This is a genomic window from Blautia sp. HCP3S3_C4 (assembly GCF_052064095.1).
Taxonomy (GTDB): Bacteria; Bacillota; Clostridia; order Lachnospirales; family Lachnospiraceae; genus Blautia_A.
The window spans coordinates 39,384-59,150 of the sequence record NZ_JBQHWF010000006.1; the positions used below are offsets into that span (position 1 = coordinate 39,384).

Consider the following 19,767-nt stretch of genomic DNA (forward strand, 5'->3'; position numbering starts at 1 on the left):
TATTGCCTTAAAAATAATACAATTTTCATCATACCTTTAAGGAGGAAAAACAAACTATGGCAAGAAAGATGAAAACCATGGATGGTAACCATGCAGCTGCTCATGCTTCATATGCATTCTCAGATGTAGCCGCTATTTACCCGATCACTCCTTCATCTGTTATGGCGGAAGCAACAGATGAATGGGCAACCCAGGGAAGAAAGAACATTTTCGGACAGGAAGTTCAGGTAACTGAAATGCAGTCTGAGGCTGGTGCAGCAGGTGCTGTACACGGATCTCTGGCAGCAGGTGCTTTAACAACAACTTATACAGCATCTCAGGGTCTGTTACTTATGATCCCGAACCTTTACAAAATCGCTGGTGAGCAGTTACCTGCAGTATTCAACGTATCTGCACGTGCACTTGCTTCCCACGCACTTTCAATCTTCGGTGATCACTCCGACGTTATGGCCTGTCGTCAGACCGGATGCGCAATGCTCTGCGAATCTTCTGTACAGGAAGTTATGGACTTAACACCTGTTGCTCACCTTGCAGCAATCAAAGGTAAAGTTCCGTTCATCAACTTCTTCGATGGATTCCGTACATCTCACGAGATCCAGAAGATCGAGACATGGGATTATGAAGATCTGAAGGATATGGCAGATATGGATGCAATCGCTGCATTCCGTAACCATGCTCTTAATCCAAATCACCCATGTCAGAGAGGTTCTGCTCAGAACCCTGACATCTTCTTCCAGGCAAGAGAAGCATGTAACCCATACTACGATGCTCTTCCGGCAGTAGTACAGGAATACATGGACAAAGTTAACGCTAAGATCGGTACAGATTACAAATTATTCAACTACTACGGAGCTGCTGATGCAGATCACGTAATCGTTGCTATGGGATCTGTAAACGATACAATCGAAGAAACAATCGACTACCTTGCAGCAGCAGGAAAGAAAGTCGGTGTTGTTAAAGTTCGTCTTTACAGACCATTCTGTGCACAGGCACTTATCGATGCAATTCCGGATTCTGTAAAACAGATCACAGTTCTTGACAGAACTAAAGAGCCAGGTGCACTTGGCGAGCCTCTGTACCTTGACGTTGTAGCAGCATTAAAAGGCAGCAAATTCGACGGTGTAAAAGTATTCTCCGGACGTTATGGTTTAGGTTCCAAGGATACTACACCTGCACAGATCGTAGCTGTTTATGAAAACACTGCTAAAGAGAAATTCACAATCGGTATCGTTGATGATGTTACTAACCTTTCCCTTGAGACAGGTGCTCCGATCGTAACAACTCCTGAAGGAACAACAAACTGTAAATTCTGGGGTCTGGGAGCTGATGGTACTGTAGGTGCCAACAAGAACTCCATCAAGATCATCGGTGATAACACAGACATGTACGCACAGGCTTACTTTGATTATGACTCCAAGAAGTCCGGTGGTGTTACAATGTCCCACTTACGTTTCGGTAAAAAACCGATTAAATCCACATACCTGATCCACAAGGCAAACTTCGTAGCATGCCACAATCCATCCTACGTAAACAAATACAACATGGTTCAGGAACTTGTTGATGGCGGTACATTCCTTCTTAACTGTGCATGGGATATGGAAGGTCTTGAGAAACATTTACCAGGACAGGTTAAAGCATTTATCGCTAACCACAATATCAAATTCTACACAATCGACGGTGTTAAGATCGGTATTGAAACTGGCATGGGACCAACACGTATCAACACAATCCTTCAGTCTGCATTCTTCAAACTTACAGGAATCATTCCTGAAGATCAGGCAATCGACCTTATGAAAGCTGCTGCTAAGGCAACATACGGACGTAAGGGTGATGATGTGGTACAGAAGAACTGGGCAGCTATCGATGCTGGTGCTAAACAGGTTGTTGAGATCCAGGTTCCGGAAAGCTGGAAAGATGCTGAAGACGAAGGTCTTCATATGACTCATGCAACAGAAGGACGTCAGGACGTTGTTGATTTTGTTAACAATATTCAGGCTAAAGTTAATGCTCAGGAAGGTAACTCCTTACCTGTATCTGCATTCAAGGATTATGTAGACGGTACTACACCATCAGGTGCAGCTGCATATGAGAAACGTGGTATCGCTGTAAACGTTCCAGTATGGAACCCAGAGAACTGTATCCAGTGTAACAGATGTTCTTATGTCTGCCCACATGCAGTTATCCGTCCGGTAGCTCTTACAGAAGAAGAAGCTGCTAACGCTCCAGAAGGAATGAAGACATTACCTCTGACAGGTATGAAAGAATACAAATTCACAATGTCCGTATCCGCACTTGACTGTACAGGATGTGGTTCTTGTGTAAACGTTTGCCCAGGTAAGAAGGGTGCGAAAGCACTTGCTATGGAAAACCTTGAAGCATGCGCAGACGAGCAGAAATACTTTGACTACACAGTGAAACTGCCGGTCAAAGAAGATGTTATCGCTAAATTTAAAGAAGCAACTGTTAAAGGCAGCCAGTTCAAACAGCCTCTGCTTGAGTTCTCAGGAGCTTGTGCAGGATGTGGTGAAACACCATACGCTAAACTGATCACTCAGCTGTTCGGTGACAGAATGTATATCGCAAACGCAACAGGATGCTCCTCTATCTGGGGTAACTCCTCACCATCTACACCATACACAGTAAACGCTAAAGGACAGGGTCCTGCATGGTCTAACTCTCTGTTCGAAGATAACGCTGAGTTTGGTTATGGTATGCTTCTTGCTCAGAGAGCTATCCGTGATGGCTTAAAAGCAAAAGTAGAAGATGTTGTTGCTAACGGAACAAACGAAGACGTTAAGGCAGCTGGTCAGGAATGGCTGGATACATTCTCTGTAGGTGCTACAAACGGCGCTGCTACAGACAAACTTGTTGCAGCTCTTGAAGCTTGCGGATGTGACAAAGCGAAAGAAATCCTTGCTCAGAAAGACTTCCTGGCTAAGAAATCCCAGTGGATCTTCGGTGGTGACGGATGGGCTTACGATATCGGATTCGGTGGTGTTGACCATGTTCTCGCAAGTGGACGTGACATCAACGTTATGGTATTCGATACAGAGGTTTATTCTAACACAGGCGGACAGTCTTCTAAGTCTACACCTACAGGTGCTATCGCTCAGTTCGCTGCAGGCGGTAAAGAGACTAAGAAGAAAGATATGGCTTCCATCGCTATGAGCTATGGCTATGTATATGTTGCTCAGATTTCCATGGGTGCTGACTTCAACCAGACTGTAAAAGCAATTGCAGAGGCTGAGGCTTATCCGGGACCATCTCTGATCATCGCTTATGCTCCATGTATCAACCATGGTATTAAGAAAGGTATGTCAAAAGCTCAGACAGAGGAAGAATTAGCAGTTAAGGTTGGATACTGGCACAACTTCAGATTCAATCCTGCAGCAGAAGGAAACAAGTTCTCACTTGATTCCAAGGCTCCAAGTATGGAAGAATATCAGGCATTCCTTGACGGTGAGGTTCGTTACAACTCTCTGAAACGTCAGAATCCTGAGAAGGCTGCAAGACTGTTTGCTAAGAATGAGGCTGAGGCTAAGGCTAGATTTGAATATCTGCAGAAGCTGATCGCTCTTCACAGCGCTGAATAATCTTTCCGCTTTTTGAACGATTGATAAACAATAATATAAAATAAATAGATAGAGCTATTTATAGTGTCCAGACGATATATGGGCCGCGGTACTTTTGTATCGCGGCTCTTTTTTGCTTATTTTTGTCTGCCTGTTGACGACAATTTGACAACTGCTGTATATTTGTCTATAATCAGTAACGGTTTTATTATGATTTTGGTTTATAGCTGTAAAGTTACAGATGATTATAATTGATACAGAGAAAATAAAATTAGAGGAGCTGTTATGAGAAGGTTTGTCACGAAGGACAGTAAGAAGGATTTTTATATTTTATACACCCTTGCTTTTGCGCTGATTTCCGGGTTTATTTTTTATCAGTTTTCCCACAATGGGAAATCTCTGGTGTGGAGTCATGACGGGATTCCTCAGCATCTGAATTCCCTGGCCTATTATGGCAGGTATCTGAGGGAAATCCTGCACAGGATTTTTATAGAGCATAAGCTGTCTGTCCCTATGTGGGATATGAATATCGGTTATGGCTCGGATATTCTTACTACTTTACATTATTATGTGATCGGCGATCCGCTGACCCTGCTGTCTGTGTTTGTACCTGCGGATAAGACGGAGATTCTGTATGAGGTGCTGATCTTTCTGAGAATTTATCTGGCCGGGATTTCCTTCAGTATTTACTGCTTTTATCATAAGAACCCAAAGCAGGCGACGTTTATGGGGACTTTGATCTATATATTTGCAGGATGGACCATTTATGCAGCCATGAAGCACCCTTACTTTTCCAATCCTATGATTTATCTGCCCCTGGTGCTGATGGGGATTGATAAGATTTATAAAAGGGAGAAGCCATGGCTGTTTATCTGGGCGACTGCGGTTTCAGCTATGTCGAATTTCTATTTCTTTTATATGATCTGTATTTTTATGTTTATTTATGCGGCTTTCCGGTATTTTGGGATTTTCAGTGAGAGAAGTGTGAAGGATGTTCTGGGATGGCTGGTGAAGTTTATCGGGTATTATGCGGTGGCTTTGATGATTGCGGCGGTTATTTTTCTGCCGGTGATCATGACGCTTTTTGGTACGGACAGGTTTCAGGCTGAGAATTATGTGCCTCTTTTATATGATAAGATTTATTATGAGAAGTATCTGGGCGATCTGATCGGGGAGAATATGATCCAGTGGGGGGTTGCCGGGTATTCTGCTGTTGCTATGGCAGGTGTGTTTGTGCTTTTTTCCAGAAAGAAGAAGTACCTGGATCTGAAATTGGGATTTGGGTTGTTGAATCTGTTCTTGCTGGTGCCTTTCGCAGGGCATGCGCTCAATGGTTTCTCTTATGTGTCCAACAGGTGGATCTGGGCTTATGGGATGATGATTGCGTATATTTTCGTGAAGGCATATCCTGAGCTGTTTACTCTGACTGTGAGGGAAAAGAAGAAGATTTTTGTCATGACGGTGGCGTACTGTGTGCTGGCTTTATTTGCGCAGTCAGCCCGGACGCAGAGAAATATGGCAGCAGTGATCGTCTTGGTCCTGGCTGTGTTTACAGTTACCTCCTTTGGCAATATTTTCCTTCAGGGAAAATATATGTGCGGCATGCTTTCCGGACTTTTGGTGGTCAGTATTTTACTGAACGTATCCTATCAGTATTCCTATGAAAAGGATTATCTGTCTGAGTTTGCAGAAGCAGAGGATGTAATAGACAAGCTGGAATCTAATACAGATAAGGCAGTATTGAATACCGGAGACCAAGGGGTGTACAGATACGATCAGTATGGTGCTCTTCCTTATGATAATACGTCCATGTATATGGGTACCAACAGTACAGCCTATTATTTCAGCCTGGCTAACGGAAGTATCAGTCAGTTTTTTAATGAAATGTATCTGAATACGCCCTGGGAGCAGCATTATGAGAATCTGGACAGCAGGACCATCCTTGACCGTCTGGCTGCAGTGAAATATTTTGTGATCAGCGGCAATAATTACAAATATCTGCCCTATGGATATAACCGGGAAAAAGGTTCAGCAGGTAAGGGAAACAAGGAATGCAGGGCATATACAGGAGACAGCACACTGCCTCTGGGGTATACCTATGACAGTTACATTCCCAGGTCTGAATATGAAAAAATGGACGTTGTGAAAAAGCAGCAGGCTCTTCTGGACGGAGTTGTGCTGGAGGATAGTTCCCTGCCAAAAGCTTCTACTTATTTTGACGATGAATCTATGGATTACAGAATAGAACCGGGAGAGGGATGTACGGTATCTGACGGCAAAATTTATGTAACCCGTGAGGGTGCCAGCCTGAAGCTGGCCTTTAACGGACTGGCGGAATGTGAGACTTATCTTATTGCAGATGACCTGGATTATGACAGCCTTTCTCCCAGACAGCTGATCGGCAAAAAACAGTGGAACAGCCTGTCTGATTATGAGAAAAATAAAGTCTGGAATAAGGACAGTATGTGGCGTTACTGGAAAGAGACAAAGGAGGCGGCAATGTCAGTGGCCTCCGGTGATGTACAGAAAAGTATTAAGATTTTTACGGATAAATACAATGCATACAGTGGACGCCATAATTTCCTGTGCAATCTGGGATATTCCAGAACCTGCAGAAAGGTGATCACAATTACCTTTGAAAATACAGGCGTTTATACTTATGATAAGCTTCGTGTTGTATGCCAGCCTGTACAGGGAATCCAGGAAAAGACACAGGAGCTTGAGGCAGAAACTCTTCAGAATATAAACCAGGAAGAGAACCAGATTACTGGAGAGATTACGGTTTCAGGCAAAAGGGCATTGGTTCTGGCAATTCCTTACAGCAAAGGCTTTACTGCTTATGTGGACGGGGAAAAGACAGAGCTTAAGAAGGCCAATACCATGTATATGGCAGTGGAACTGGAAGAGGGACATCATACAATACAGCTTATTTATTGCACTCCCTACATAAAAACCGGAGCAGTACTTACTCTGGCGGGGCTCCTTTTATATTTTATATTGGTATATAGAAGCCGCAGAAAGAAAACCTGTAGGTAAGAATAGACAGCTAACAGATTTGGTGTATAATAATTTTTGAAAGACAGACGAGGAGATAAGATGAAAAGATTATCAGTAGTACTTCCGGCATATAATGAGGAACTGATGGTGGGAAAGACCTGCCGGGTATTGAGGGAGGTTCTCACAGAGGCAGAGATCCCTTACGAGCTGGTGGTAGTAAATGACGGTTCTGCAGATGGTACCTGGGCGGAGATTGAAAAGGCAGGGAAAAAGGATCCAAATGTAACAGGAGTTCATTTCTCCAGGAACTTTGGCAAAGAGGCAGCTGTTTTTGCAGGACTGGCCCAGGCCTCCGGTGATGTGATCGCTGTGATGGACTGTGATTTACAGCATCCCCCGGCAACGCTGGTACAAATGTACCGCCTGTGGCAGGATGGATATGAAGTGATCGAGGGCGTCAAATCAGACAGAGGAAAAGAGGGCGCTGTCCACAAAAAGTGTGCAGAATTTTTCTATGGCATTATGACTAAGGCAACAAAGGTGAATATGAAGGATGCCTCGGATTTTAAGATGATGGATCGAAAGGCGGTGGACAGCATTTTGTCTATGCCTGAGAGAAATATGTTTTTCAGGGCTACCTCCTCCTGGGTAGGATTTAAGACTACCAGTGTCAGGTTTGAGGTACAGGAGAGAGAGGCAGGAGTCTCCAAATGGTCTCCCTGGTCTTTGGTGAAATATGCATTTACCAATATTGTGGCATTTACTACAGTTCCCCTGCAGTTTGTCACAGTAGGCGGACTGATCTGCTTTCTGTGTTCCCTGGCTTTGATGATCTATTCTCTGATTCAATATTTTGGAGGACGGGCAGTAGAGGGATATACCACCCTGCTTCTGGTGCTTTTGCTTATAGGAAGTGCTATCATGATCAGTCTTGGAATCATCGGATACTATATTGCCAAGATTTATGAGGAAGTGAAGCATCGTCCCCGCTATATTGTGTCAAAGATCATCCACGGAAGTGAAGAAGATTTGGAGCGTAGAAAATAAATGAAACAGCTGATAAAAAAATTATATGCAAGCTCTGTGGTGCGCTATGTGTTTTTTGGCGGATGCACCACACTGGTAAATCTGATCAGTTTTTATGTTTTGAGAAAGCTAAGGGTTGGGCTGAACATGGCCAATGTGATTTCCATTATACTGGCCATCCTTTTTGCCTATGTGGTAAATTCCAGGTTTGTTTTCCAGGATAAATGCCAAACTCTGGCAGACCACATCCGGCCCTTCTGCAAGTTTATCAGTGCCCGTCTTATGACCATGGTCATCGAGGTAGGAGGTGTCTGGCTGCTGGTGGCAAAGCTGGGAATGAATGATATGGTGGGCAAATTTGCCACACAGTTTATTGTTCTGATCCTGAATTATGTGTTCAGCAAATTCTTTGTTTTTACCACAGGAAAAAAGAATTCTAAGGAGAATTAAGGATATGAAAAAATATAGTACACTGGAGGAAACGCTTGCAGCGATCACACCTCTTGATAAGAAGGCAATGGAGACTGCCCAGAAACGCTGGGACAGTATTGCAAAACCCCTCCATTCTCTGGGAAAGCTGGAGACACTTCTCATCCAGATCGCAGGAATTACAGGAAATCCGGATATTGATTTTTCCAGAAGGGCACTGGTTGCCATGTGTGCGGATAATGGAGTTGTGGAAGAGGGAGTGACCCAGACAGGCCAGGAGGTTACGGCGATTGTGGCTGAAAACTTTCTTAAGGGTGATACCAGTGTCTGTGCCATGTGCAGGCAGTGTAATGTTCTGGTTTATCCTGTGGATACAGGAATGGTGACAGATACAAAGGTCCGTACAGACCTGAAGGTTATGAAGGGAACCCATAATATGACCAAGGGTCCGGCTATGACCAGAGAGGAAGCAATCCGGGGGATCATGGCCGGTGTAACGGCAGCGACAGAACTGAAAGCTGAGGGATATCAGATCCTGGCTACCGGTGAAATGGGAATCGGAAATACCACTACCAGCAGTGCTGTGGCTTCTGTGCTCCTGGATCAGCCTGTAGAAACCATGACAGGCAGAGGGGCAGGTCTTACCAGTGAAGGTCTGAACCGAAAGGTAGCCGCCATTAAAAAAGCCATTGAGCTGAACCGCCCGGATCCTGCAGATCCTGTGGATGTACTGGCCAAGGTAGGTGGACTGGATATTGCAGGAATGGCAGGTGTGTTCCTGGGTGGTGCTGCCCTTCATATGCCGGTGCTGATGGATGGATTTATTTCCTGTGTGGCAGCTCTGATTGCTATGAAGCTTTGCCCTACAGCAGGAGATTATATTCTGGCTTCCCATGTATCAAAGGAGCCGGCAGCCCATCTGATTCTGGAGCATATGGGAAAGGAAGCAATCCTCCACGCAGATATGTGCCTGGGAGAGGGAACCGGTGCAGTAACCCTGTTCCCGGTATTGGATATGGCTGCAGCAGTTTATCACTCAATGAGTACCTTTGAGGATATTCATGTGGAGCAGTATGAGGAGTTAAAATAATGTTGATTCTTGTTACAGGGGGCAGCGGCAGTGGGAAGTCTGCCTTTGCAGAAGACCGTGTGCTTTCTCTGGGGGAGGCAAAGCGGATCTATATTGCTACCATGCACCCTTTTGACCAGGAGAGCTTTAAAAGGATTGAACGCCATCGGAAAATGCGGGCAGGCAAGGGCTTTGATACAATAGAATGCTATACAGGGCTGAAGGATGTACCGATTTCCGGGGACAGTGTGGTATTGCTGGAATGTATGTCCAACCTTACGGCAAATGAAATGTTTGAGGAAAATGGTGCTCATCAGAATACGGTAGAAGAGATTCTGGCTGGTGTACAGAAGCTGAAGGAGAGGGTCAGGCATATGGTGATCGTGACCAATGAGATTTTTTCGGATGGGGTTACATTTGATGAAGAGATGAATACTTATCTGAGATATCTGGGTGAGATCAATCAGGCTGTGGCAAAAATGGCAGATGAGGCAGTAGAAGTGGTATACGGGATTCCGATATACCTGAAGAAGACGGATAATAATAAATAATAATTGAGGAGTTTTTTATATATGAAATCCCTGTGGAATAATTTTAAGGTGGCATTTGCCATGTTTTCCAAAATTCCCATGCCCAGAGCTGACTGGACAAAGGAAAATATGAAATATATGTTTTGTTTCTTCCCTTTTATCGGTACTGTGATCGGTATATTGACAATGGCGGTGGCCTTGCTGGGACTGCGGTTTGGATATGAACCGGGATTTGTAACTGTAGTGCTGGTGCTGATACCGGTACTGGTGACCGGTGGGATCCATGTAGATGGACTTCTGGATACCTCTGATGCCCTCAGCTCCTGGCAGGAACGGAGCCGGAGACTGGAGATCCTGAAGGACTCTCATGCAGGGGCTTTTGCAGTGATCACTGCAGCCGTGTATTTTCTTACCTGGCTGGGTGCTTTCAGTCAGCTCTATGGAAGGGGAAATCTTCATGCCATAGGAATCCTCAGTCTTGGATTTATGGTTTCCAGGTGTCTGTCAGGAATTGGTGTGATCACCTTTCCCAAGGCAAAGGCAGATGGCACAGTAGCGCAGTTTTCCAGAAATTCTTCGGATGTGGTATCCAGAAATGTATTGATCTTTTATCTGGTACTTCTTCTGGCAGGGATGATGTGGATCCACCCTGTATGGGGACTGGCAGCCTTTGTGGCAGCTTTGCTGGTATTCTGGTATTATCATCATATGGCAATGAAATATTTCGGAGGAACTACAGGAGATCTGTCAGGCTTTTTCCTTTGCCTCTGTGAGGTGGGAATGGCTGTGGTACTGGCTGTGATTTCTAATTTCTAAAGAGGACGTGGGGTACATAGAGTATGGAAATGATTATAGGTGGTGCATATCAGGGAAAAACAGAATATGCCAAAAAAGAATATCCGGATTTGATCTGGGAAGAGGGCAGCAGTCTGTCCAGAGAGGAATTGTTTGCTGCAGAAGGCGTCCTGAATTTTCATGAGTTTATCCGCAGAGAGATAAAAGCAGGCAGGGAAGTGTCTGATCTGGCAGAAGTCCTGATCCGTGAAAATCCGAAGGTGGTTCTGGTTTCTCAGGAGGTAGGATATGGAGTCGTTCCCATAGATGCCTTTGACAGAAAATACAGAGAAGCAGTAGGCCGGGTCTGTACCAGGCTGGCTGCCTACAGCCACAAGGTTACGCGGGTGGCCTGCGGGATTGGAATGGTGATTAAGAATGATTAAATTATGGCTGATCCGTCATGGAATGACAGAGGGAAATAAGAAAGCCAGATATATTGGTGTAACAGATGAACCTCTTTGTCCGGAGGGAATAGAGGTTCTCCGCAAAATGGATTATCCAGGGCCGGACGCCGTTTACGTCAGCCCTCTGAAACGCTGTGTGCAGACTGCGGCGATTCTTTTTCCGGGAGAGCCGGTACATATTATTGAAGAGCTGTCCGAATGCGATTTCGGGGAATTTGAGAATAAAAATTATAAGGAACTGGACGGAAATGCTGATTATCAGGCATGGGTGGACAGTAAGGGAATGCTGCCCTTTCCCGGAGGGGAGAGCAGAGAGGAAGCCAAAAGGAGAAATCTGACAGGCTTTGATAAGGCTGTTACCAGATGTATCCGCAGGGGAATTTCTCAGGCCGCGCTGGTGATTCATGGCGGTACTATCATGAATATTATGGAGGAATATGCTCAGATTCCCAGATCCTTTTATGAGTGGCATGTGAAAAATGGCGGCGGATATGAGGTAGAACTGGACGAGAATCTGTGGCAGAAGAACAGAAAAGAACTGATACTGAAATCATCGGTTATGGAGGGTTAATATGGATTTTCTGGCAGTAAGAGGTGGGGGTGACCTTGCCAGCGGTACAATTCACAGGCTTTTTGCCAGCGGATACAGAGTTCTGGTGCTGGAATGTGACAGACCTACGGCAATCCGGAGAGAGGTGGCTTTCTGCGAGGCAGCGTATGATGGAGCTGCTGCTGTAGAAGGTGTGACAGCCAGAAGGGTGGATTCCTTCCGGGAATGCCAGGAGATCTGGAGTGCAGGGGAAATCCCTCTTATGGTCGACCCCCAGGGAAAAATCCTCAGGGAATACAGACCTGCAGCTCTGATCGATGGTATCCTTGCAAAACAGAATCTGGGAACGGACAGATCCATGGCTGACCTTACCATTGCCCTGGGACCGGGATTTTCTGCAGGAGAGGATGTAGACTATGTGGTAGAAACCATGCGCGGCCATAATCTTGGCAGGATCATCCGGGAAGGAAGTGCCCTGCCAAATACCGGGATTCCGGGAGTGATCGCAGGTTATGGAAAGGAAAGAGTGATCCATGCTCCTGCAGGGGGAGTGATCCGCTGTCAGTCCCGGATTGCAGATATTGTGGAAAAGGATCAGATCCTGGGATGGATCGGAGAGGTACCTGTAAAAGCCAGCCTTACCGGAGTGTTGAGAGGAATCATCCGGGATGGTGCCAGGATTTCGGAAGGAATGAAGATCGCAGATATTGATCCCCGTAAGGAGCAGAAGAAAAACTGCTATACCATTTCTGACAAGGCAAGGTGTATTGCCGGCAGTGTGCTGGAAATCCTGTTGTCAGAGGGAGTGCTTCCTTATGGAAAATAAAGAGCTTCAGGGTGGACTCCTGGATTTACTTATGATTGATCTAAGAGACCATTCTGTGATTGCTGTGGTTGGCGGAGGCGGCAAGACCAGTCTGATCCATTGTCTGAGAGAGGAACTGGTGACAGCCGGGAAAAAGGTTATGATCACCACCACCACACACATGGCATATGAACCGGACAGCCCCTTTGTCAGGGTAGGCAAAGGAGGTGAAGCTTTGGATCCAAAGGTGCAGAGTAAATGCCGGGAGCTTCTGGCAAACCATCATTATGTGATCGCAGCAGGTTATGAGTCTGAAACCGGAAAATATTCTGCCATATCGGAAGCTGCCATAAGGCAGCTGGCTCGTTTTTGTGATGTGATACTTGTTGAGGCAGACGGTTCCAAACACAGACCTGTTAAGATTCCTGCAGAATGGGAACCTGTGATCCCGGAATGTGCAGATCTGGTAATCGGTGTCATTGGTCTGGATTGTCTGGGAAAAAGTATAGAACAGTGTGCTTTCCGCCAGGAACTGACTGCAGGTTTTTTGGGAAAATCTGAGACAGATGAGATTACAGAAGAGGACATTGTAAGAATAGGGTCTTCTGCTGAGGGTCTGAAGAAAAATGTGGGAAACAGGGAGTACCGGGTGTATCTGAATAAAACTGACACTCTGAAGTCTGGCAGGAACCCGGAAAATCTCCTGAGAAAATTCAGGGAACAAAAGATGATTGCTTCAGCCGGAAGCCTGAGAAGCTTTGGAGGGACAGTGCAGATATGAAGATCGGGATCATTATGCTGGCGGCTGGAAACAGCCGCCGTTTCGGCTCTAATAAGCTGCTGTATGAAATTCAGGGAAAGCCTATGTTCTGCTATATTCTGGATACTTTATATGATGTGCAGAAAAACTGGGAACAGCTGCCCGGGGAAACGGAATCCTGTCTGGAAGTCTCTGTAGTGACCCAATATGATTTTGTTGCTGAACAGGCAGAAAAATATGGATTTAGAGTTTATAATAACCCGGCTCCTGAAAGGGGAATTTCTTCCTCGGTAAGAATCGGTCTGGAGGCAAATCAGGAGGCAGATGCAGCTCTGTTTTGTGTGGCAGATCAGCCCTGGCTGTCCGGACGGACTATAGGCGGGCTTATTCATGCCTGTATAAGAGGAGAAAAAGGGATTGTCTGTGTTTCTGACGGAACTCATATGGGCAATCCCTGCATTTTCAGGAAAAAATATTTTGGAGAGCTTGGACTGCTGAACGGTGACAAAGGCGGAAAAAAGGTTGTATTGTCCCATTCGGATGATGTGGAAATATATCAGGTGGCAGCAGACCAGGAATTACTGGATATTGATTATAAAGTATGATAAAATAACGGACAAAGAGAAAACTTTCTGAGAATGAATCAAAGATTCAGGAAAGTACAAGAGAGGAGTTAGGTATTATGGCAGTATTTCGATCATTTAAGGCCCTTCGCCCTGCAGCTGACAAAGCCAGGGCAGTGGCAGCCCTGCCATACGATGTGGTAAACAGAGAAGAAGCCAGGGCAATCGGGGAGAAAAATCCCCTTTCTTTTCTCCATGTGGACAGACCGGAGATGGATCTGGAGCCATCCATTGATCTGTATGATGAAAGGGTTTATGCAAAAGCCAGAGAGAATCTGGACAACCTGGAGAAGGAAGGGATTCTGATCCAGGATGAGAATCCCTGCTATTATATTTATGAGCAGGTAAGAAAAGGCAGAACCCAGACAGGAATTGTAGGCTGCAGTTCTATTGACGATTACATGAACGGAGTGGTCAAAAAGCATGAGCTGACCAGAGAGGACAAGGAACAGGACAGAATCCACCACGTAGACAGCTGCAATGCCAACACAGGTCCTATTTTTCTGGCTTGCAGATATCCCCAGTCTCTGCTGGAGCTTATGGAAGACTGGAAAAAGAGCCATCCGGCTGCCTGTGATTTCACAGAAGAGGATGAGATCACCCACAGAGTATGGGTAATTGATGATGCAGAGATGATCGGGAAAATCCATGAGGAATTTGCAGGGATTGATTCTCTGTACATTGCGGACGGACATCACAGAGCTGCATCAGCAGTGAAGGTTGGACTGAAGAGAAGAGAACAGAATCCCGGATATACAGGGGAAGAGGAATTTAATTATTTCCTGTCAGTAGTATTTCCTTATGACCAGCTTTGTATCCTTCCTTACAACAGAGTTGTCCATGACCTGAATGGACTGACAGTTAAGGCTTTTCTGGCAGCCCTGAAATTTAATTTTGAATTAATGCTTATGCCGGGATTTCCATGTAAGCCTGTGGAAAAGCACTGCATGGGTATGTATGTGGATGGCCAGTGGTATCATCTGAAAGCATGGCCGGATGTATATGAGGGTAAGGATGTAGTGACCCAGCTGGATGTCTCTATACTTCAGGACAAAGTACTGAATCCGGTTTTGGGCATTCAGGATCCGCGCACAGACCAGCGCATTTCCTTTGTAGGCGGAAGCCACAAGGCTGTAGAGCTGGCACAGATGGCAGATAAGACCGGAGGTGTTGCCTTTGTCATGTATCCAACCTCCATGGAGGATCTGATGAAGATTGCAGACGAGAGCAGACTTATGCCCCCAAAAAGCACCTGGTTCGAGCCAAAACTTCGCAGCGGATTGTTTATACATAAGTTATATTGATTTCCTGATTGGCATATACCAGAATATCAGTAAGAAAAGAAATAATAATACGTCTGATAAGGACAAAAGAAAAAGAGCTTCCAGGTTTTGGAAACTCTTTTTCTTACTGTATTTAGTCGGGGCAACAGGATTTGAACCTGCGACCTCACGGCCCCCAGCCGTGCGCGCTACCAAGCTACGCCATACCCCGCAACATTTGCTATTGTAACAAAAGTATAAACAAATTGCAAGTGCTTTTTTTAATTTGAGCAAAATTTTGGCAAATTCGGGTAAATTCAGGAAGAGGTCTTGACAAAAACTCTTTTTGATGTTAACGTATTACTCAGCAAAAATAAGCGAAATGCATAGATGAGGAATAGTACACAGTAACCTGAGCCCAGAGAGCTGCTGGCCGGTGAGAAGCAGCGGATGGAAATTGTGGAACTCGCCTTTGAGCAGCTGCCTGAAATCTTTATACAGGAGAGTAGGCGCAGACGGTGTCCACCGTTAAAGGGAGAGGATATAAGGATCTCAGATTCTGTATCCGGTGAGTGATGACGTAGTTCATAAATAAAGAGTGGTACCGCGTAAGATTTTGATGTCTTCCGTCTCTTGCAGATCATGCAGGGCGGGAGGCTTTTTTAGTTCCTGCGAAACAGACCGCGTAGCTATTTTTAAGTACATAAGAAAGTGGAGGATAAAGAAAATGATGAAAGCAAGCAAGTATCAGAGACAGTATTTTATGCCCCCGGTGAAATCCATGAAATGGGCAGAGAAGGAATATGTGGAGAAAGCTCCTATCTGGTGTTCCGTTGATCTGCGTGATGGTAACCAGGCACTGGTCATTCCCATGAGCCTGGAACAGAAAATAGAGTTTTTTAAGCTTCTTGTGAAAATTGGTTTTAAAGAGATCGAGGTTGGTTTTCCGGCAGCCTCTGAGACAGAATATGAATTTCTGCGTACTCTGATCGAGCAGAATCTCATTCCTGAGGATGTGACCATCCAGGTATTGACCCAGGCCAGAGAGCATATTATCCGTAAAACCTTCGAGGCAGTCAAAGGTGCTCCGAAAGCAATCGTACATGTGTACAATTCCACCTCTGTTGCCCAGAGAGAACAGGTATTTAAGAAAACAAAGGAAGAGATTTTAAAGATTGCAGTGGATGGCGCTGCACTTCTGAAAAAACTGGCAGATGAGACAGAAGGCAATTTCCAGTTCGAATACAGCCCGGAGAGCTTTACCGGAACAGAGCCGGAATATGCACTGGAGGTATGTAACGCAGTTCTGGATGTATGGCAGCCTACAGCAGATAATAAATGTATTATCAACCTGCCTGTTACAGTAGAGCATTCCATGCCCCATGTATATGCCAGCCAGGTGGAATATATGTGTGATAATCTGAAATATCGTGAAAACGTGATCGTATCTCTCCATCCGCACAATGACAGAGGATGTGGCGTAGCAGATTCTGAGATGGGACTGCTGGCAGGCGCAGACAGGATAGAGGGAACTTTATTTGGAAACGGTGAGCGTACCGGTAACGTGGATATTGTAACACTTGGCATGAATATGTATTCCCAGGGAGTGAATCCTAAGCTTGATTTCTCTGACATGCCTCATATCTGCGAAGTATATGAGGAGTGCACCGGCATGAAGGTTACAGAGAGAAGCCCGTACAGTGGTGCCCTGGTATTTGCAGCATTTTCAGGTTCCCATCAGGATGCCATTGCCAAAGGTATGCACTGGAGAGATGATAAAGATCCAGATCACTGGAATGTACCGTATCTGCCGATTGATCCTACAGATGTAGGCAGAAACTACGATGCAGATGTAATCCGTATTAACAGCCAGTCCGGAAAGGGCGGTGTTGGTTATATTCTGGAGACCAAATATGGCCTGAACCTTCCTCCGAAAATGCGTGAGGCCATGGGCTATGCCACCAAGGCAGTATCTGATCATAAGCACAAAGAGCTTCATCCTGATGAGATCTTTGGTCTGTTTAAGTCAACCTTTGAGAATGTGGTTGAGCCATACAGTATCAATGAGGTACATTTCCAGCAGAAGGATGGAGGAATTACCACACAGGTAACCTCAACCTTCCAGGGTGAGACCATTGTTACAGAAGCCTGCGGAAACGGACGTCTGGACGCAGTAAGCAATGCCCTGAAGAAAGCCTATGATCTGGAGTATTCTCTGGAAACCTATCAGGAGCATGCACTGGAGCGCAGTTCCAGTTCCAAGGCTATCGCCTATGTGGGAATTAAGAAACCGGACGGAACCCTGGCATGGGGAGCAGGAGTGGACCCTGATATCATCCGTGCATCCATTGACGCCCTGGTAACTGCTATCAACAATCGCTAAGGAGTTGCTTCACTGCGGAGCAATTTGCGGATATCACAATAATAGAAAAGTTAAAAAACGGGAATGACTGTACAGATAAAAGTACAGTCATTCCCGCTTTTTGCAGTAAATTGTATAAAAATAAAATCATAGGCCAAATCAATTGACATAAGACCAGAATGTCACGTATACTATCGGCGTGGATAACACAAAACAAAATAAATCTTATTATCTCACTTGACGTGAGAATTGCGCGGAAATATTAAAAGAAAGAGGCAAGATGATGAGAAACTTTGAACAGTGGAATGGCTTTAAGGGCAATCGTTGGAAGGAGAAAATTGATGTTCGTAACTTTATCAGTATGAACTATACTCCATATGAAGGAGATGCTTCCTTCCTTGAAGAGCCTACAGAAGCTACCAATAAGCTCTGGGATAAGCTGCAGGCACTTCAGAAAGAGGAGCGTGCAAAGGGCGGTGTCCTGGATATGGAGACAGAAGTTGTTACTTCTCTGACTGCTTACGGACCTGGATATATTGATGAGGAGACAAAGGATCTGGAGAAGGTTGTTGGTCTTCAGACAGACAAACCTCTGAAACGTGCTTTTATGCCATACGGCGGAATTAAAATGGCAGAACAGGCATGCGAAACCTATGGCTATCACGTAAGTGACAAGATCAAAGATGTTTTCTATAACTATGAATTCAAGACTCACAATCAGGGAGTATTTGATATCTACACACCAGAGATGAAGCTTGCACGTCATAACAAGATCCTGACAGGTCTTCCGGATACTTACGGACGTGGACGTATTGTAGGCGATTACAGACGTGTGGCTCTGTATGGAATCGATGCTCTGATCGAAGGCAAGGAAAAAGATTTTGCAGCCTGCGACCGTCAGGGTATGAGACGCTATGATTTCCAGCTTCGTGAAGAAATTGCAGACCAGATCCGTGCACTGAAGGGTATGAAGGTTATGGCAGAAGCTTACGGCTATGATATTTCCCAGCCTGCAAAGGATGCAAGAGAAGCTTTCCAGTGGCTGTATTTCGGATATCTGGCAGCAATCAAAACTCAGAACGGTGCAGCAATGAGTGTTGGACGTATTTCTACCTTCCTTGATATCTATATTGAGAGAGATCTGGAGAACGGTACACTTACTGAAAAAGAAGCTCAGGAGCTTGTAGACCATATGGTAATGAAATTCCGTATGGTTAAATTTGCACGTATCCCATCTTACAACCAGTTATTCTCCGGTGACCCTGTATGGGCAACTCTGGAAGTAGCAGGTATGGGACAGGACGGACGTACTATGGTAACAAAGAATGACTTCCGTTTCCTGCATACACTGGAGGATATGGGGCCTGCTCCGGAACCAAACCTTACTGTACTTTATTCCTCAAGACTGCCTGAGAACTTCAAGAAATATGCAGCTGATATTTCTGTTCTCACAAGCTCTATCCAGTATGAAAATGATGATGTTATGCGCCCTGTATGGGGAGATGACTACAGCATCTGCTGCTGTGTATCTGCCACTGAGACCGGTAAAGAAATGCAGTTCTTCGGTGCTCGTGCAAACCTTGCAAAATGCCTTCTTTATGCGATCAACGGTGGTGTGGATGAGAAGACTAAACAGCAGGTTGGACCAAACTATCAGCCTATTACTTCCGAATACCTTGACTATGACGAAGTAGTTGCAAAATATGATAAGATGATGGACTGGCTGGCTCATCTGTATGTTGGAACACTGAATATGATCCATTACATGCATGATAAATATTATTATGAGGCAGCAGAGATGGCTCTGATCGATACAAAGGTTGACCGTTCCTTTGCAACCGGTATTGCAGGCTTCTCTCATGTGGTTGATTCCCTTTCTGCTATCAAATATGCAAAGGTAAAAGCGATCCGTGATGAAGACGGAATCACCACAGACTTCCAGGTAGAGGGTGACTTCCCACGCTATGGTAATGATGATGACAGAGCAGATGAGATTGCTACTACTCTGCTTTCTACCTTCCTTGAGAAGCTGAAACACATCCATACCTATCGTGATTCCAAACCAACCACCTCTATCCTTACCATTACTTCTAACGTTGTTTATGGTAAAGCTACAGGTTCCCTTCCGGATGGAAGAAAAGCAGGAGAGCCTCTGGCACCTGGCGCAAACCCATCCTACGGTGCAGAGCAGAATGGCCTTCTGGCATCCCTGAACTCTGTTGCAAAGCTTGACTATGAGGATGCACTGGACGGAATCTCCAATACTCAGACTATCAATCCTGATGCACTGGGACATACTGAGGAAGAGCGTGCAGAGAATCTTGTACACGTACTGGACGGATATTTTGACCAGGGTGCACATCACCTCAATGTAAACGTATTTGGAAAAGAAAAGCTTATCGATGCTATGGAACATCCGGAAAAAGAAGAGTATGCAAACTTCACGATCCGTGTTTCCGGTTATGCAGTTAAGTTTATTGACCTGACCAGAGAACAGCAGCTTGACGTAATCGCAAGAACCTGCCACGACAGGATGTAAAA

The 19,767-nt window shown here is 45.2% G+C and carries 15 protein-coding genes, 1 tRNA gene and 1 other annotated feature; of the genes, 15 read left to right on the plus strand and 1 reads right to left on the minus strand.

Features of this window, described 5'->3' with window-relative positions:
• The first annotated feature begins 56 nt into the window (after positions 1-56).
• The 13 genes from nifJ to ACTNC6_RS07300 all read left to right on the plus strand — a co-directional run bounded on the left by nifJ (position 57) and on the right by ACTNC6_RS07300 (position 14,906).
• Positions 57-3,593, plus strand: coding sequence for a pyruvate:ferredoxin (flavodoxin) oxidoreductase (gene nifJ, locus ACTNC6_RS07240; RefSeq protein WP_441043688.1), 3,537 nt, complete (start codon positions 57-59; stop codon positions 3,591-3,593).
• A 264-nt stretch (positions 3,594-3,857) separates the two neighbouring features.
• Positions 3,858-6,608 carry a YfhO family protein gene (locus ACTNC6_RS07245; RefSeq protein ID WP_441043691.1) on the plus strand — a complete coding sequence of 917 codons (2,751 nt, stop codon included), beginning with the start codon at positions 3,858-3,860 and terminating at the stop codon, positions 6,606-6,608.
• A gap of 60 nt (positions 6,609-6,668) precedes the next feature.
• Positions 6,669-7,616: a glycosyltransferase family 2 protein gene (locus tag ACTNC6_RS07250; RefSeq protein ID WP_441043693.1), complete on the plus strand. Its 948-nt coding sequence runs from the start codon at positions 6,669-6,671 to the stop codon at positions 7,614-7,616.
• Positions 7,617-8,045, plus strand: a complete 429-nt coding sequence (locus ACTNC6_RS07255) for a GtrA family protein (RefSeq protein WP_441043695.1) — start codon at positions 7,617-7,619, stop codon at positions 8,043-8,045.
• 4 nt (positions 8,046-8,049) lie between these two features.
• On the plus strand, positions 8,050-9,114 hold the full coding sequence (gene cobT / locus ACTNC6_RS07260; RefSeq protein WP_441043697.1) for a nicotinate-nucleotide--dimethylbenzimidazole phosphoribosyltransferase: 1,065 nt from the start codon (positions 8,050-8,052) through the stop codon (positions 9,112-9,114).
• Positions 9,114-9,644, plus strand: a complete 531-nt coding sequence (locus ACTNC6_RS07265; RefSeq protein ID WP_441035587.1) for a bifunctional adenosylcobinamide kinase/adenosylcobinamide-phosphate guanylyltransferase — start codon at positions 9,114-9,116, stop codon at positions 9,642-9,644. The genes cobT and ACTNC6_RS07265 overlap by 1 nt, the downstream gene beginning before the upstream one ends.
• A gap of 21 nt (positions 9,645-9,665) precedes the next feature.
• Positions 9,666-10,439 carry an adenosylcobinamide-GDP ribazoletransferase gene (cobS, locus tag ACTNC6_RS07270; RefSeq protein WP_441043699.1) on the plus strand — a complete coding sequence of 258 codons (774 nt, stop codon included), beginning with the start codon at positions 9,666-9,668 and terminating at the stop codon, positions 10,437-10,439.
• Positions 10,440-10,462: 23 nt separating this feature from the next.
• Positions 10,463-10,843 carry a bifunctional adenosylcobinamide kinase/adenosylcobinamide-phosphate guanylyltransferase gene (locus tag ACTNC6_RS07275; RefSeq protein ID WP_303242473.1) on the plus strand — a complete coding sequence of 127 codons (381 nt, stop codon included), beginning with the start codon at positions 10,463-10,465 and terminating at the stop codon, positions 10,841-10,843.
• A complete protein-coding gene (locus ACTNC6_RS07280; RefSeq protein ID WP_173742419.1) occupies positions 10,836-11,435 on the plus strand; it encodes a histidine phosphatase family protein in 600 nt (199 codons plus the stop codon). Before ACTNC6_RS07275 ends, ACTNC6_RS07280 begins: the two co-directional genes overlap by 8 nt.
• Position 11,436: 1 nt before the next feature.
• A complete protein-coding gene (gene yqeB / locus ACTNC6_RS07285) occupies positions 11,437-12,240 on the plus strand; it encodes a selenium-dependent molybdenum cofactor biosynthesis protein YqeB (RefSeq protein ID WP_441043702.1) in 804 nt (267 codons plus the stop codon).
• Entirely contained in the window at positions 12,230-13,000 is a 771-nt protein-coding gene (gene yqeC, locus ACTNC6_RS07290; protein WP_441043704.1) for a selenium cofactor biosynthesis protein YqeC, read from the plus strand. Before yqeB ends, yqeC begins: the two co-directional genes overlap by 11 nt.
• Complete coding sequence (locus ACTNC6_RS07295) at positions 12,997-13,584, plus strand: nucleotidyltransferase family protein (protein WP_441035596.1); 588 nt, start codon at positions 12,997-12,999, stop codon at positions 13,582-13,584. The genes yqeC and ACTNC6_RS07295 overlap by 4 nt, the downstream gene beginning before the upstream one ends.
• A 77-nt stretch (positions 13,585-13,661) precedes the next feature.
• On the plus strand, positions 13,662-14,906 hold the full coding sequence (locus ACTNC6_RS07300) for a DUF1015 domain-containing protein (protein ID WP_441043706.1): 1,245 nt from the start codon (positions 13,662-13,664) through the stop codon (positions 14,904-14,906).
• 116 nt (positions 14,907-15,022) lie between these two features.
• On the opposite strand, the gene ACTNC6_RS07305 is transcribed toward ACTNC6_RS07300, so the two are convergent.
• Positions 15,023-15,096, minus strand: a tRNA-Pro gene (locus ACTNC6_RS07305).
• Positions 15,097-15,242: 146 nt separating this feature from the next.
• Positions 15,243-15,501 (plus strand) — a binding site (T-box leader).
• 90 nt (positions 15,502-15,591) lie between these two features.
• Between ACTNC6_RS07305 and ACTNC6_RS07310 the strand changes: the two genes are divergently transcribed.
• Positions 15,592-17,247 (plus strand): 2-isopropylmalate synthase, encoded by a 1,656-nt coding sequence (locus ACTNC6_RS07310; protein WP_441043708.1) that lies wholly within the window; start codon positions 15,592-15,594, stop codon positions 17,245-17,247.
• Between the two features lie 262 nt (positions 17,248-17,509).
• Positions 17,510-19,765, plus strand: a complete 2,256-nt coding sequence (pflB, locus tag ACTNC6_RS07315; RefSeq protein ID WP_441043710.1) for a formate C-acetyltransferase — start codon at positions 17,510-17,512, stop codon at positions 19,763-19,765.
• The last annotated feature ends 2 nt before the right edge of the window (positions 19,766-19,767 follow it).

What these genes read in the sequence shown, in the direction of transcription:
- nifJ (WP_441043688.1), top strand. Translation starts at nt 57, where the DNA reads ATGGCAAGAAAGATGAAAACCATGGATGGTAACCATGCAGCTGCTCAT.
- ACTNC6_RS07245 (WP_441043691.1), top strand. Translation starts at nt 3,858, where the DNA reads ATGAGAAGGTTTGTCACGAAGGACAGTAAGAAGGATTTTTATATTTTA.
- ACTNC6_RS07250 (WP_441043693.1), top strand. Translation starts at nt 6,669, where the DNA reads ATGAAAAGATTATCAGTAGTACTTCCGGCATATAATGAGGAACTGATG.
- ACTNC6_RS07255 (WP_441043695.1), top strand. Translation starts at nt 7,617, where the DNA reads ATGAAACAGCTGATAAAAAAATTATATGCAAGCTCTGTGGTGCGCTAT.
- cobT (WP_441043697.1), top strand. Translation starts at nt 8,050, where the DNA reads ATGAAAAAATATAGTACACTGGAGGAAACGCTTGCAGCGATCACACCT.
- ACTNC6_RS07265 (WP_441035587.1), top strand. Translation starts at nt 9,114, where the DNA reads ATGTTGATTCTTGTTACAGGGGGCAGCGGCAGTGGGAAGTCTGCCTTT.
- cobS (WP_441043699.1), top strand. Translation starts at nt 9,666, where the DNA reads ATGAAATCCCTGTGGAATAATTTTAAGGTGGCATTTGCCATGTTTTCC.
- ACTNC6_RS07275 (WP_303242473.1), top strand. Translation starts at nt 10,463, where the DNA reads ATGGAAATGATTATAGGTGGTGCATATCAGGGAAAAACAGAATATGCC.
- ACTNC6_RS07280 (WP_173742419.1), top strand. Translation starts at nt 10,836, where the DNA reads ATGATTAAATTATGGCTGATCCGTCATGGAATGACAGAGGGAAATAAG.
- yqeB (WP_441043702.1), top strand. Translation starts at nt 11,437, where the DNA reads ATGGATTTTCTGGCAGTAAGAGGTGGGGGTGACCTTGCCAGCGGTACA.
- yqeC (WP_441043704.1), top strand. Translation starts at nt 12,230, where the DNA reads ATGGAAAATAAAGAGCTTCAGGGTGGACTCCTGGATTTACTTATGATT.
- ACTNC6_RS07295 (WP_441035596.1), top strand. Translation starts at nt 12,997, where the DNA reads ATGAAGATCGGGATCATTATGCTGGCGGCTGGAAACAGCCGCCGTTTC.
- ACTNC6_RS07300 (WP_441043706.1), top strand. Translation starts at nt 13,662, where the DNA reads ATGGCAGTATTTCGATCATTTAAGGCCCTTCGCCCTGCAGCTGACAAA.
- ACTNC6_RS07310 (WP_441043708.1), top strand. Translation starts at nt 15,592, where the DNA reads ATGATGAAAGCAAGCAAGTATCAGAGACAGTATTTTATGCCCCCGGTG.
- pflB (WP_441043710.1), top strand. Translation starts at nt 17,510, where the DNA reads ATGAGAAACTTTGAACAGTGGAATGGCTTTAAGGGCAATCGTTGGAAG.